Source organism: Nonomuraea sp. bgisy101 (genome assembly GCF_057708945.1).
Genome location: NZ_JBYITD010000049.1, coordinates 14,190 through 28,266, shown reverse-complemented (window position 1 = coordinate 28,266; position 14,077 = coordinate 14,190). Strand labels below are relative to the sequence as shown.

Annotated in this window: 12 protein-coding genes; 7 read left to right on the top strand and 5 right to left on the bottom strand. The window is 69.9% G+C overall.

Annotation, left to right across the window (positions count from 1 at the left end):
* Positions 1–67 precede the first annotated feature (67 nt).
* From AC3EO4_RS49895 to AC3EO4_RS49885, 3 genes are read left to right on the top strand one after another with little or no spacing between them, the layout of a single operon-like run.
* Positions 68–937, top strand: a complete 870-nt coding sequence (locus AC3EO4_RS49895; RefSeq protein ID WP_379572857.1) for an ABC transporter substrate-binding protein — start codon at positions 68–70, stop codon at positions 935–937.
* Positions 937–1,779 (top strand): amino acid ABC transporter permease, encoded by an 843-nt coding sequence (locus AC3EO4_RS49890; RefSeq protein ID WP_431903080.1) that lies wholly within the window; start codon positions 937–939, stop codon positions 1,777–1,779. The genes AC3EO4_RS49895 and AC3EO4_RS49890 overlap by 1 nt, the downstream gene beginning before the upstream one ends.
* Positions 1,776–2,519, top strand: coding sequence for an amino acid ABC transporter ATP-binding protein (locus tag AC3EO4_RS49885; RefSeq protein ID WP_431903078.1), 744 nt, complete (start codon positions 1,776–1,778; stop codon positions 2,517–2,519). Before AC3EO4_RS49890 ends, AC3EO4_RS49885 begins: the two co-directional genes overlap by 4 nt.
* 4 nt (positions 2,520–2,523) lie before the next feature.
* On the opposite strand, the gene AC3EO4_RS49880 is transcribed toward AC3EO4_RS49885, so the two are convergent.
* Together AC3EO4_RS49880 and AC3EO4_RS49875 are read right to left on the bottom strand one after the other, a co-directional pair.
* On the bottom strand, positions 2,524–3,966 hold the full coding sequence (locus tag AC3EO4_RS49880) for an amino acid permease (protein ID WP_431903077.1): 1,443 nt from the start codon (positions 3,964–3,966) through the stop codon (positions 2,524–2,526).
* Positions 3,967–4,051: 85 nt separating this feature from the next.
* On the bottom strand, positions 4,052–5,347 hold the full coding sequence (locus tag AC3EO4_RS49875; RefSeq protein ID WP_431903075.1) for an MATE family efflux transporter: 1,296 nt from the start codon (positions 5,345–5,347) through the stop codon (positions 4,052–4,054).
* A 303-nt stretch (positions 5,348–5,650) separates the two neighbouring features.
* Between AC3EO4_RS49875 and AC3EO4_RS49870 the strand changes: the two genes are divergently transcribed.
* The 3 genes from AC3EO4_RS49870 to AC3EO4_RS49860 all read left to right on the top strand — a co-directional run bounded on the left by AC3EO4_RS49870 (position 5,651) and on the right by AC3EO4_RS49860 (position 11,542).
* Positions 5,651–9,586 (top strand): replicative DNA helicase, encoded by a 3,936-nt coding sequence (locus AC3EO4_RS49870; RefSeq protein ID WP_431903073.1) that lies wholly within the window; start codon positions 5,651–5,653, stop codon positions 9,584–9,586.
* Between the two features lie 67 nt (positions 9,587–9,653).
* Positions 9,654–10,739: a protein kinase family protein gene (locus AC3EO4_RS49865; protein WP_379572863.1), complete on the top strand. Its 1,086-nt coding sequence runs from the start codon at positions 9,654–9,656 to the stop codon at positions 10,737–10,739.
* Between the two features lie 44 nt (positions 10,740–10,783).
* Entirely contained in the window at positions 10,784–11,542 is a 759-nt protein-coding gene (locus tag AC3EO4_RS49860; RefSeq protein WP_431903071.1) for an HAD family hydrolase, read from the top strand.
* Here AC3EO4_RS49860 and AC3EO4_RS49855 read toward each other — a convergent pair.
* Complete coding sequence (locus tag AC3EO4_RS49855; protein WP_431903069.1) at positions 11,505–12,173, bottom strand: TetR/AcrR family transcriptional regulator; 669 nt, start codon at positions 12,171–12,173, stop codon at positions 11,505–11,507. The genes AC3EO4_RS49860 and AC3EO4_RS49855 overlap by 38 nt on opposite strands.
* A 259-nt stretch (positions 12,174–12,432) precedes the next feature.
* Here AC3EO4_RS49855 and AC3EO4_RS49850 point away from each other — a divergent pair, with 259 nt between their 5' ends.
* Positions 12,433–12,888 carry a universal stress protein gene (locus tag AC3EO4_RS49850; protein ID WP_379572866.1) on the top strand — a complete coding sequence of 152 codons (456 nt, stop codon included), beginning with the start codon at positions 12,433–12,435 and terminating at the stop codon, positions 12,886–12,888.
* Here AC3EO4_RS49850 and soxR read toward each other — a convergent pair.
* Both soxR and AC3EO4_RS49840 read right to left on the bottom strand, forming a co-directional pair.
* On the bottom strand, positions 12,818–13,363 hold the full coding sequence (gene soxR / locus AC3EO4_RS49845; RefSeq protein WP_379572867.1) for a redox-sensitive transcriptional activator SoxR: 546 nt from the start codon (positions 13,361–13,363) through the stop codon (positions 12,818–12,820). The two genes, AC3EO4_RS49850 and soxR, sit on opposite strands and share 71 nt — an antisense overlap.
* Positions 13,360–14,076: a metallophosphoesterase gene (locus AC3EO4_RS49840; protein WP_431903067.1), complete on the bottom strand. Its 717-nt coding sequence runs from the start codon at positions 14,074–14,076 to the stop codon at positions 13,360–13,362. The genes soxR and AC3EO4_RS49840 overlap by 4 nt, the downstream gene beginning before the upstream one ends.
* Position 14,077 lies beyond the last annotated feature (1 nt).

Genomic DNA, 14,077 nt, shown 5'->3' with positions numbered 1-14,077 from the left:
CGAACTGATCCTCCATTAGTGCCGCGTACAATTTGCACGTTCATCTAGGTAACGTGGAGGCTTGCCCATGGTCCGCCCTTCGATGCTGCTCGCGCTCGGTGCGCTCGCGACGGCGGCTGTGGCGTGCGCGCCCGCCGACAACACCGCGACCACGGCGGCACCGAGCGCCGCAGCGTCCACCGCCTGCACGAAGGATCAGCTCACGCTCGTCTCCGCGGGCAAGCTCACGATCGGTACCGACAAGCCCGCCTACGAGCCGTGGTTCAAGGACGACGACCCCGCCAACGGCCAGGGCTTCGAGAGCGCGGTCGCCTACGCGGTCGCCGGCGAGATGGGCTTCGACCGTGACGAGGTGCAGTGGTCGACGGTCAAGTTCGACACCGCCTTCGCCCCCGGTGAGAAGAAGTTCGACTTCGACGTCAACCAGGTTTCGATCACTCCGCAGCGGGCCGAGGCGGTCGACTTCAGCAAGGGGTACTACACGGTCAAGCAGGCCGTCGTCACCCTGAAGGGCTCTCCCGCCGCCACCGCCACGACCCTCGTGGGCCTCAGGGAGACCAGGATCGGCGTGCAGGTCGGCACGACCGCGTTCAGCGCCGTCCAGCGTGTCATCCGGCCCTCCTCGCTGCCCAAGGTCTACAACGAGCAGATCGACGCGGTTAACGCGCTCAAGAACGGCCAGGTCGACGCCCTCGTGGTCGACCTGCCGACGGCTTTCTACGTGACCGCCGTCCAGGTGCCGAACTCGCAGATCCTCGGCCAGTTCAGCGCCACGGGCGGCGAAAAGCCCGAGGAGTTCGGCCTGGTCATGGGGAAGGGAAGCGCGCTGAAGCCCTGCGTCGACAAGGCGGTCGACGCGCTGAGGTCCAAGGGTGAGCTGGCCAAGATCGAGCAGCAGTGGCTCGGCGAGGCGGCGGGCGCTCCCGAGCTGAAGTGATGGCCACCACCTGGGTCAAGAGTGACAGGCAGCGCGAACGCGAGCGGATGCGCGCCGGCCGTGCGCGCCGTTCGGCCTCCACCGCCACCGTGTCGACGGTCGTCTTCCTGGTGCTCGTCGTCTGGGCGGTCACGAACGCGCCGGGCTGGGACCGGGTCCAGGACACCTTCTTCAACCCCGGCCAGTTCGTCACGGCGCTGCCCGACGTGCTCGACGGGTTCCTGCTCAACGTCAAGATCTTCCTGATCGCCGAGCCGTTGATCCTCGTCGTCGGCCTGCTGGTGGCGCTGGCGCGCGGGCTGACCGCCCCGGTGTTCTTTCCGCTGCGCTGCCTGGCCGTCGCCTACACCGACATCTTCCGTGGTGTCCCGACGATCCTGCTGGTCTACCTCGTCGGGTTCGGCCTGCCGGCGCTTCGTCTGCAGGGCATTCCCTCGGACGAGGCGACGCTCGGCGTCATCGCGCTGACGCTCTCCTACGGCGCCTACGTGGCCGAGGTGTTCCGCTCGGGCATCGACTCGGTCCATCCGAGCCAGGTGTCCGCGGCCCGCTCGCTCGGCCTCACCCACGCCAAGACGATGCGGTTCGTGGTGCTGCCCCAGGCGGTGCGCAGGGTCATCCCGCCGCTGCTGAACGACTTCGTGTCGCTGCAGAAGGACACGGCGCTGGTGGCGACCATCGGCGCGATCGAGGCGCTGCGACAGGCGCAGATCCACGCCTCCACCACCTTCAACTACACGCCCTACCTGGTGGCCGCGTTGCTGTTCGTCCTGCTCACCATCCCGATGGCCCGGTTCACCGACTACCTGGCCGCCCGGTCGCAGAGGCGGAGGGGCCGATGACCGTGCTCGCCCTCGAAGGGGTCTGGAAGAGCTACGGCGACCACCCCGTCCTGCGTGGGATCGACCTGGAGGTGGCCCCGCACGAGGTGGTCTGCCTCATCGGCGCCTCGGGGTCGGGCAAGTCGACCCTGCTGCGTACGGTCAACCTGCTCGAGACCGTCGACGACGGGGTCATCACGCTCGACGGCCGGGAGATCACCGATCCCCGCGTGGACGTCGACGACGTGCGCAAGCGCGTGGGCATCGTCTTCCAGGCGTTCAACCTGTTCCCCCACATGAGCGTGCTCGACAACATCACGCTCGCTCCGCGCCAGGTCCACAGGGTGGCCAGGAAGCAGGCGGAGGAGCAGGCTCGTGAGCTGCTGGCCAGATTCGGCCTGGCGCAGAAGGCGGACGCCTACCCCGACCAGCTGTCAGGCGGGCAGCAGCAGCGGGTGGCCATCATCCGCGCGCTGGCCACGCAACCCAGACTGATGCTCCTCGACGAGGTCACCTCCGCGCTCGACCCCGAGCTGGTCACCGAGGTGCTCGGCATCATCAGGGAGCTCAAGGGCGCGGGGATGACGATGGTCATGACCACCCATGAGATGAGCTTCTGCAGGGACATCGCCGACACCATCTGCTTCCTGGACGACGGGGTGCTGCTCGAGAAGGGCAGCCCCGAGCAGATCTTCGGCGACCCGCAGCACCCTCGCACGCGCGACTTCCTGCGCAGCGTGATCGAGTCGGGGCGCTTCTGACGTCTCAGCGGCGGTGGCGTCCGCGGCCGGAGGCGACGGGGGCGGCCAGGAGGCTGCGCCGCCTGCCGTACGCCAGGTAGACCAGGACGCCGAGCGCCATCCACGCCGCGAACGACAGCCACGTCTGCACGCTCAGGTTGACCATCAGCCACAGCGTCGCCAGCACCGACACCGCGGGCAGGAGCGGTGACAGCGGCACGCTGAACTCGCGGGGAGCGCCCGGCATCCGTCGGCGCAGCACCACCACCCCGGCCGACACCGCGAGGAACGCGAACAGCGTGCCGATCACGACCAGCTGCTCCAGCATCAGCACCGGCGCCAGCTCGGCCAGCAGGATCGCGGTCACGCCGATCACCAGCGTCACCCTGGAGGGGCTGTGGTAGCGGCGGCTGAGCGTCCCGAGCCCGCGCGGCAGCAGCCCGTCGCGGGCCATCGCGAACATGATCCGCGTCTGCCCCGCGATCAGCACCAGGATCACGGTCGTCAGCCCCAGGACGGCGCCGATGTTGATCACGTGCACCATCGCGTTCTCGCCCACCGCCGCGAAGGCCGCCGCCAGCGGCGCGGACTCGGAGATCCGGGTGTAGGGCACCATGCCGACCATGACGATCGCCACCGCGATGTAGAGGACAGTGGCGATCACCAGGCTCCGGATCATCCCCTTCGGTACGGCACGCGGCGCGTCCAGCGTCTCCTCCGACGCCGTGGCCACGATGTCGAACCCGATGTAGGCGAACGCGATCGCGGGCGCCGCCGCGAACACCCCGAACCATCCGAAGGTGCCCGTCGGCCCCACGACCAGTCCGAGCAGCGTGTCGGGAGGGTCCGACGCCGGCTGGTGCGGCGCGATGAACCCGCCCAGGTTGGCCGCGTCGAAGTGGAGCGCCCCCACGACGATCACCGCGCCGATGGCCAGCAGCTTCGCCACCACGATCACCCACAGCGCGCGCAGCCCGATCCTGGCGCTCACCGCGGCGGTGAGCGTCAGCACGCCGAGGATGAACGCGGTCAGCACGCCAGGAGGGAGCGAGAGGCTCAGCCCGAGGTCGGCGAGCGTCTGGGCCGCGTACAGCGCCCACACGCGCGCCACCACGGCCGCCGCGAGCTGCATCTCCAGGAGCAGCGCCCAGCCGACGACCCAGGCCCACACCTCGCCGAACAGGACGTAGGTGAAGGTGTAGGCGCTGCCCGACGCGGGGATCGCGGAGGCCAGCTCGGCGTAGCAGAGCGCGGCCAGCAGCGAGGCGATCCCGGCGATCATGAAGGAGAGGATCACGCCGGGGCCCGCCGTGGTGGCCGCCTGGCGGCCGGCGACGCTGAAGATGCCCGCGCCGATCATCACACCCAGGCCGAGCACCACCAGGTCGGCAGGCCGGTAGAGCCGGTGCAGGCTGTGCCGGGCACCGGTGCGCAGGCCGAGGGCTTCGGAGAGGGGGAGGCGGCGCACGTCTTTGTACCAATCGCCTAGGTGAAGGCTCCCACCTTGCAAGCCTTGGACCGTGCCAGGCAAGCACGGTCCGGTTGACGAGTGGTCAACCTCCGGTAACTAGCCACCGCGTGCCGTACGCCCTGCCACCCAGCGTGATCAGCCGTGCGATCATCCACACGCCGAGCGCCAGCCACAGCACGACGAGGTCGCCCGCCACGAGGGCCACCGGCAGGTAGGCCAGCGTCGTCCACACCCCGGCCCACGCCAGGTAACGCTGGTCGCCTGCGCCGATGAGGACGCCGTCGAGCACGAAGACGATGCCCGAGACCGGCTGGAACAGCGCCACCACCCACAGCACGTCGAGCAGCTCGGCGGTCACCTGTGGATCGGCGTCGAAGATGCCGGGGAAGAACGGCCGGCCCGCGACGACGACCAACGCGAGCACGACGCCCGACCACAGGCCCCACCACACCATGCGCCTGGTGGCCGCCCTGGTGCCCTCGGTGTCGCCCGCGCCGAGGGAACGCCCCGTGATGGCCTGCCCCGCGATCGCGATGGCGTCGAGGGCGAGGGCGAGCAGTGTCCACAGCTGGGTGGCGATGGCGTGCGCGGCCAGCTCCGCGGTGCCCAGCCTGGTCGCCATGGCCGTGGCCACCAGCAGCACGATGCGCAGGCAGACGGTCCTGATGAGGAGGGCGAGGCCGGCCGTACCCGCCTGCATGATGCCCGAGAGGCCGGGCGCGAGCGACACCCCGGCGCGGCGCGCGCCCCTGACGACGACCCGCAGGTAGACGGCCGCGCCGATGGTCTGCGCCAGTACGGTGCCCCATGCCGAGCCCGCGATGCCCCAGTGCAGGCCGAGCACGAACCAGGCGTTGAGCACGGCGTTCAGCGCGAAGGAGCCGATCGCCACGGCGAGCGGCGTCCTGGTGTCCTGCATCCCGCGGAGGACGCCGGTGCCCGCGAGCACGACGAGCATGCCGGGGGTGCCGAGCAGGCTGATCCGCAGGTAGGTGACGGCTTCGGCGGACTGCTCCGCGGCGGCGCCGAACAGGGCGACCATGGCGGGCGCCAGCGGCCAGCAGATCACGATCAGCGCCACGCCGATGGCGAAGGCCAGCCACATCCCGTCCACCCCGCTGCGCATCGCGCGCGTGTGGTTGCCCGCGCCGATCTGCCTGGCGACGGAGGCGGTGGTGCCGTAGGCGAGGAACACGCAGAGGTAGACAAGCGTCGACAGCACCGTTCCCGCCACGCCGAGCGCGCCGACCGCGGTGGTGCCCAGCCCGTGGCCCACGATCGCGTAGTCGGCGATCAGGAACAGCGGCTCGGCGACCAGCGCTCCGAACGCGGGGAGCGCCAGGCGCAGAATCTCCCTGTCCTGGGTAGTAATGGGCATTTAGCCATTATGCCCCTTACGTAATGATCCTTTGGCGTGTCGAGTCAACTTTCTTTCCTCCACAGCTAGTGGATAGTGTTTTCCCAGGTCAGAGCGGTTTTCCACAAGGCGGCTCAGAGTTATCCCCAGGCTCGTCCACAGCGCTCCCACACCTTCCACCGGTTCCTGCACAGCTTGACCACAGGGTTGTCCACAGGCTGCGTTGCCGTACCGTCTAACGACGGGCGAAACTGTCAGCCCGGTCGACTACAAGTGGGGGTGGTGCGACCGCCTGCTAGGTGTGTTCAAGGGGGCGCGGAGACCATGGAAGACGAAGAGCCGAGCGGCGGCGGCCCAGGATTCGAGCGCACCCCACCGAGCAACATCGAGGCGGAGCAGTCCGTTCTCGGCGGCATGCTGCTGTCCAAGGACGCCATCGCCGACGTCGTCGAGATCATCAGGTCCGACGACTTCTACCGCCCCGCACACCAGATGATCTACGAGGTCGTCACCGACCTGTACGGCAGGGGCGAGCCCGCCGACGCCGTCACCGTCTTCGACGAGCTCCAGAAGCGCGGCGAGATGGCCAGGGTGGGCGGCGCGGCCTACCTCCACACCCTGACCGCGGTCGTCCCCACCGCCGCCAACGCCGGCTACTACGCCAAGATCGTCCGAGAGCAGGCCATCCTCCGCCGCCTCATCGAGGCCGGCACCCGCATCGTCTCCTTCGGCTACGGCGGGCAGAACGAAGAGGTCGACGACCTGGTCGACCGCGCCCAGGCCGAGATCTACAAGGTCACCGAGCGCCGCACGTCCGAAGACTACGCGCCGCTGTCCGACATCATGCCCGGCGCCCTCGACGAGCTGGAGGCGATCGGCTCCCGAGGCGGCCAGATGGTCGGCGTCCCCACCGGCTTCCAGGACCTCGACAGCCTCACCAACGGTCTCCACCCCGGCCAGATGATCGTCGTCGCCGCCCGCCCCGCGATCGGCAAGGCGCTGGCGCTCGACACCCCGCTGCCCACGCCCACCGGCTGGACCACCATGGGGGAAGTCCGCGTGGGCGACCACCTCATCGGCGCGGACGGCAGGCCCACCAGGGTCGTCGCCGCCACCGGCGTCATGACCGGCAGGCCCTGCTACGAGGTCGAGTTCAGCGACGGCACCGTCATCGTCGCCGACGGCCGGCACCAGTGGCGAACCAGCACCTCGACAGGCCGCCGTGCCGCGCCCGAGCGAGCCTTCTCCCGGCACGAGGACACGGCGCGGCGGGTGCGCGCCGCCTACGCCGCCACCGCGGAGCGACCCGGACGGCTCACCGCGCACGAGCGGACACCGGTATGGACGCGGGGGGCCGCAGGGCTCGTCCCCGCCCACCTGTCCACCCAGGTGCCCGGCGCGCTTCAGCACGCCCGGCCGGCCAGGCCCGCCTCGGTTACCAGGTCCGCTGCGAACGGGTTCGCTGTGACCAGGCTCGCCTCGGTCACCAGGTCCGCGCTGACCAGACCTGCCCCTGTGACCAGGCCGGAGCACGACGCCACGACCGAGGCGCACCGACGCGTGCGCACCACGGAGGAGATCGCCGCCTCCCTCCGCTCCGCCCCCGCAGGCCGGCGGCCCCGCCACGCGGTCGAGGTCGCGAGCGCCTTCCAGCTCGACGAGCAGGACCTGCCGCTGCCGCCGTACGCGCTGGGCATCTGGCTGGGCGACGGCCACGGCGGCGCGAGCCGGCTCGCCACGGCGGACCACGAGATCGCGGCCCACCTCGCGAGCGAGGGGCTGCGCATCGGCCAAGGGCAGGACCTCCTCCACGACGAGCGCGGGAGCATGCGGGACGTCCTGCGGTCACTGGGCCTCCTGGACGGCGCGCACGTCCCCGCGCGCTATCTCAGGGCCTCGGAGCGCCAACGCCGCGACCTCCTCGCGGGTCTGCTCGACTCCGGCGGCACGGTCGACGAGCGGGGACTGATCCAGTTCGCCCACACGAGCCGGCGGCTGGCCGAGGACGTGTTGGAGCTCGTCCTCAGCCTCGGATACCAGGCCACCGCGGGGACGAAGCCCGCCGAGGGGCGAACCCCGGGCTCCGCCACCTGCCACACGATCGGCTTCACGACGGCCGACCGGGTCTTCCGGCTGTCCAGCAAGGCGGCAAGGCTCGTCGGCGCCGTCCACCCGGCGACCCGCGTCCGGCACATCGTCGACGTCAGACCCATCGCGTCGGTGCCCGTCCGGTGCGTGGAAGTCGACAACGACGATCACATGTACCTCGCGGGCAGAGCCTGCGTCCCGACGCACAACAGCACGCTCGGCCTGGACTTCGCCCGATCGGCGGCGATCAAGCACGGCATGACCACCGTCATCTTCTCCCTGGAGATGTCGCGCAACGAGATCACCATGCGCCTGCTGTCGGCCGAGGCTCGCGTGGCGCTCCACTCGATGCGCTCGGGCATGATGAACGACGACGACTGGACCAGGCTCGCCCGCAGGATGAGCGAGGTGGCCGAGGCGCCGCTGTTCATCGACGACTCGCCCAACATGTCGATGATGGAGATCAGGGCCAAGTGCCGCCGCCTGAAACAACGCAACGACCTGCGGTTCGTCGTCATCGACTACCTCCAGCTGATGAGCTCGCCGAAGAAGACCGAGTCCAGGCAGAACGAGGTCTCGGAGATCTCCCGATCGATCAAGCTGCTGGCCAAGGAGCTCGAGGTGCCCGTCATCGCGATCTCCCAGCTCAACCGAGGCCCCGAGCAGCGCACCGACAAGCGCCCCGCCGTCAGCGACCTTCGCGAATCGGGATGTCTCACGGCCGACACCCGCATCCTCAGAGCCGACACCGGCGCTGAGACGACTCTCGGCGCTCTGCTGGAGTCGGGCGCGCGCGACGTTCCTGTCTGGTCGATGGACGACAACCTCCGGCTCGTTCCCCGGACGATGACCCATGTGTTCCCCAGCGGCACCAAAGAGGTCTTCCGCCTGCGGCTGACCTCCGGAAGAGAGATCACCGCGACCGCCAACCACCCGTTCCTGACCTACGGCGGCTGGCAGGCTCTCGGGGATCTCGGCCCAGGCGTCCGGCTGGCCGTACCCCGCCATGTGCCTGCCCCGCGGCAGTTGCAGTCGTGGTCGGACAGTGAGGTCGCGCTGCTGGCCCACATGATCGGCGACGGCTCGTTCGTCGGGCGCCAGCCGATCCGCTACGCGAGTACGGACGAGGCATGCCTGGCCGCGGTGACCGAGGCGACTCGCCACTTCGGTGTCACCGCGGTGCGTGACGACTATGAGGCGGCCAGGGTGACCACCCTGCGGCTGCCCGCGCCGTATCGGCTGACGCACGGCAAGCGGAACCCTGTTGCGGCGTGGCTCGACTCCCTGGGGTTGTTCGGTCTCAGGAGCAACGAGAAGTTCGTCCCCGAAGGGGTCTTCGCGCTGCCCAAGCGGCAGATCGCCGACTTCCTGCGGCACCTGTGGGCGACGGACGGATGCGTGTGGTGGGATGACAAGCAGGGCCAGGCCCGCATCTCCTACTCCTCCACGAGCAGGCGGCTGATCGACGACGTGGCGCAACTGCTTCTGCGCTTCAACGTGATGACGAGGGTGAAGACGACCAGGAAGGGCGACCACCGTCCCGGCTACCAACTCGTCATCTACGGCGCCGAGAACCAGCGCCGTTTCCTGGACGACATCGGGGTCCACGGAGAGCGTGCAGCGCAGGCGGAGCGTTGCCTCGCCGGGCTGAGCCACGTCAAGAGCGACACCAACCTCGACACCGTGCCCGCTGAGGTGTGGGGGCGAGTGCGCGAGGTCCTGACGGAGAAGGGAATGACCCACCGGCGGTTCGCCGACGACCTGGGCACGCAGTTCTGTGGCAGTGCGCTGTCGAAGCACGCGCCGAGTCGTGAGCGGCTGGGACGGGTGGCCGCCATTCTCGACGATGCCCAGATGGACATGCTGGCCACCAACGACGTCTTCTGGGACGAGATCGCCTCGATCGAGAGCCTGGGCGAACAGCCTGTGTACGACGCCACGGTGCTCGGCACGCACAACTTCGTGGCCAACGGGATCAGCGTCCACAACTCGATCGAGCAGGATGCGGACATGGTGATCCTGCTGCATCGTGAGGACGCGTATGAGCGGGAGTCGCCCAGGGCGGGTGAGGCTGACCTGATCGTGGCCAAGCACCGTAACGGCCCCACCGCGACCGTCACCGTCGCCTTCCAGGGTCACTACAGCCGGTTCGTGGACATGGCCCAGCACTAGCTGGCCCACGACGGGCCGCGGCGGGGTCTCGTCGGCTGGGCCGGCCCAGGCTGGATAGGGTCGATCGATGGAGGAGATCGCGGGAGAGCCGTCGGAGGACCGTTCTGATGCGCGGTACGCGGCCCGCCTGGCGGCGTACGGGGCCGTCTCCACCCGGTTGTCGTTGATGAGCGACCGGCGGTTGGGCGAGGTCGTCGCGGCGGCCGGCGAGCGCGGGGCCGGAATCGGCGGCAGGTCGGCGGAGGTGGAGCTCGACGGGACTCGGGTGTTCGTCAAGCGGGTGCCCCTGACGGACGTCGAGCTGCGGCCGGAGCACGCGCGCTCGACGGCGAACGTGTTCGGGCTGCCGATGTTCTACCAGTACGGCATCGGCTCGGCCGGGTTCGGTGCGTGGCGTGAACTGGCCGTCCACACCATGACGACCAACTGGGTCCTGGGCGACGAGTATGAGGGGTTCCCGCTGATGTACCACTGGCGGATCCTGCCTGACTCGCCTCCTCGCGGGTTCGCCGACGAGTTCGGGGGCCTTGAAGGGGCGGTGGCGCACTGGGACGGCTCGGCGGCCGTGCGGGGGCGTCTGGAAGCGATCGGGCGGTCCACGTTCAGTCTGGTGCTCTTCCTGGAACACGTGCCGTGGACTCTGGGCGCCTGGCTGGCCGACCACCCGACCGCCGCGACGTTCCTGTGGGCGGAGGAGGCTCTGGCACGAGGGGCCGCGTACATGAGCTCTCGTGAGCTCGTGCACTTCGACGCTCATTTCCACAACGTGCTGACGGACGGGCGGCGGCTCTACTTCGCCGATTTCGGGCTGGCCCTGAGCGCGGGTTTCGACCTCTCGGCGGGGGAGGCCGCTTTCCTCTCCGACCATCTGGCGTACGACCGCCACTACACGGCGGCCCATCTGCTCCGCCATCATCTGCTCGCCGGCCTGCGCGGCGGCACCGAGCACGGGGCTTTCCTGCGGGAGTGGCTCGATCGCGAACGGCCGGCCGGGATCCCCGCCGAGATCGCCGCGATCATCGATCGGCACGCGCGGGCGTCCCTCGTCCTGGACGACTTCCACCGCCGCCTGCTGACGGGCGGCAAGCGGGTACCGTTCCCTGCCGCCGAGCTCGGGGGACCCGGAGGCGGCGTGGGGGAGCCGCCGGGGTAGCGTGCGGGCTGGGTGCGATTTCGTTGCGGCGACGAGGCGGGGAAGTGTCTGACGTTATCCGTGGTGTGTTGTTCGACATCGACGACACCCTCTTCGACTACACCAGCGCCGAACGGGCCGGTCTGCTCGGGACCCTGGCGGCCGAGGGGCTGGTGGCGGTGTTCCCTTCGCCTGAGGAGGCGGTGGCGCTCTGGCGGGGGATCATGGAGGAGGAGTACGCCAGGTTCCTCGTCGGTGAGCTGACCTTCGAGGAGCAAAGGCTCGTGCGGGTCAGCAGGTTCCTCGGAAGGACGGTCGGCGAGGAGGAGGCGACGGCCTGGTTCGCGGGCTACTCGGCGCTCGTCAACGCCGCGTGGTCGGCCTTCCCTGACGCGGCTCCCGTGCTGGAGGCGCTCGCGCCGCGTTACCGGCTGGGCGTGGTGTCCAACTCGACGCTGGCGCATCAGCTGGACAAGCTGACCGCGCTGGGACTGCTCGCGCACTTCGGCGAGGCGGCGATCGTGTGTTCCAGCGAGTACGGCCAGGCGAAGCCGTACCCGGGGATCTTCCTGGAGGGTTGCGCGCGGCTCGGCCTGCCTCCTGAGCAGGTCGCGTTCGTGGGCGACAAGTACGACGTCGACGCCCTCGGGGCGCGTGACGCGGGGCTGCGCCCGTTCTGGCTGGACAGGTCGGGCGGCGCCGCCGGGCAGGGAGCGGGCGCGCCGGTGGACGAGGGGGTGACGGTCATCGGCTCGCTGGAGGAGCTGGTGGCGGAACTGGACGCGGTCAGCTGGCGTAGATCAGGTCACGGTAGGGCTGGATGAGATTCTCGAAGACGGCGATGAACTCGGCGGCCGCCTCGGCGAGTTCCTCGGCCGGCGGCGGTGTGGCGGGTTCGAGCGCGTGGCGGACGACGAAAGCCATCGTCTCGGCCTTGGCCTGGCGGTCGAGCTCGGCGGCTTGCGGGTCGAGCTCGTCGATGAGGTAGAAGCCGCCGTTGAGCGCGCTCATCGCGTAGCTCAGGTTGGGCACGTCGGCGCGGAGCAGGCCGTGGCCGACCATCAGGTCGAACATGCGGGTGGCGGCCAGCAGTTCCTGGCTCTGCAGCGGCCGGTCGGCCAGCATGCCCTGCAGCGGCCTGGTGTCGCCGGTGATGAGCACCTGCAGGACGGGCCTGTTCTGGATGTCGATGAACGAGAACGGCAGCAGCCGGTGGGGGAGCACGGTGGCCGGGTCGCGGCGCAGCTCCTCGAGGAGCGTTTCGAGGTAGGCGACGGCTTCGCGCAGGAGGAGGGCCTCGAACAGCTGCCGCTTGGTGCGCCAGTGGAGGTAGACGGTGCCCTTGCCGATGGCGGCCCGCCGGGCGATGTCGTCGATCGTCACCTTGCGGTAGCCGTGCTGGATCAGGAGCTCGGCGGCCGCGTCGAGGATCCGGTCGGCGCGTTCCTGCGCCATGGGCCCTCCCGAACACTCGCTGACCGTTGGTCGAATCTATCGCAGGCGGAAGGTGAGGTGCGTGGCCTGCGGACGCGCGGTTCGGCGCGGTCGAGGGAGCTGCCGGGCCCGGCGGCCCGGCCGTCAAGCGAGGGCCGTCACATCCCGAAAAATCATCAGATATCCCGATGAATGTGACGTATGAGACATCGGGCCCCGGAATCCGGCCTGATCATCCCAGCGCTACACGAGATAGGTAAAGCGAAAGGGAAGTGGAATCATGGCCTACCTCATCGCCTACGACGGCTCGGCCGACTCGCGGCACGCGATCGAGTTCGCCGCCAAGCATCTCAGCGCCGAGCGCACCGTGATCGTCACGGTATGGGAGCCGCTGCTCGTCCAGCTCGCCAGGCACGGCGCGGCCGCGGCCGCCATCGTTCCAGGCGAGGACCCCGAGGAGCTGCGGATCCAGGCCGAGGCGCACGCCAAGGAGGGCGCCGAGCTGGCCATCGCCTCCGGCCTGTCCGACGTCACCTACCGCGCGGTGGCCGACAGGACCGCCATCTGGCAGGCGATCGTCGACCTCGCCGACGAGATCGACGCCTCCCTCGTCGTCACGGGATCGCGCGGCCTCAGCGGCGTGCGGTCGGTGCTGCTCGGCAGCGTCAGCAACCACGTGCTGCACCACGCGCGGCGACCGACGCTGATCGTGCCTCCGGCCCCGGAGACTCGCTGACCTTGGCGCATGCGGGGGGCCGCAGGTGGGTGTCGATGCGCCTGGCCCCAGGCCCCTCCTCGCCGAGCAGGTCGCGCGGGTTGGCCAGCACGCACCTGTCGAGGGACAGACACCCGCAGCCGATGCAGTCGGTGAGGTCGTCGCGCAGCCTCAGCAGCTGCTCGATGCGGTCGTCCAGCTCCGTCCGCCAGATGGCCGACAGGCGGGCCCAGTCGTCACGGTTCGGCGTGCGGCCCTCGGGCAGCTCGGCCAGCGCGTCCTTGATGGTCTTCAGGGGGATGCCGATGCGCTGGGCCAGCCGTACGAAGGCGACCCTGCGGAGGGTGTCGCGGGAGTAGCGGCGCTGGTTGCCCGTGGTGCGGCGGCTGGAGATCAGGCCTTTGGCCTCGTAGAAGTGAAGGGCGGAGACGGCCACGCCGCTGCGCTCGGACAGCTGGCCGACGGACAGCTCCTTCGCGTTCCACGGCGCGGTCATCGCGTCACCGGCCGGAAGTGTGTCACCAGCCGCCCCTGGTCGAAGACGTGCAGGGCGAAGGCGGGCGGCAGGTCGTAGTCGACGAGGGCCTCGCTCTCCGTGGGCGTCAGCAGCGTGGAGACCACGCCGGGCGCCACGATCAGCGGACGGCCCGCGAAGGTGGTCGCGACCCCTGTGTGGGCGTGTCCCGCGAGCACGGCGACGACGTGCGGGTGCCGGTCGAGGAGCGCGGCGAGCCGTTCGGGCTCCTGGAGGCGGATCTCGTCCACGTACGGCACGCCCAGCGCCACGGCCGGATGGTGCATGCCGACGAAGGCGGGAACGTCGGGCCGCTCCGACAGGACCTCGTCCAGCCACGCGATGGTCTCGTCGGCCAGCCGGCCGTCGTCCCTGCCGGGAATGCTGGAGTCGGCCAGCGCGATCGTGACGCCGTCGAGCCGCAGCACCTGGTTGGCCGGGCCGATGACCTTCTCGAACTCGGGGACGGTGTCGTGGTTGCCGGGGCAGACGATCAGGGGGACCGGCGAGCGCAGCAGGTCGCGTGCCGTCTCGTACTCCTCGACCAGAGCGTGGTCGGCGATGTCGCCGGTGACCAGGATCGCGTCGAGCCGCCCAGGGAAGGACAGAAGGTGCCGCATGACGAGTGCGGCCCGGTCGACGCTCTGTTCGGATCCGCCGATGTGGATGTCGCTGATATGCGCGAATACCTGCATC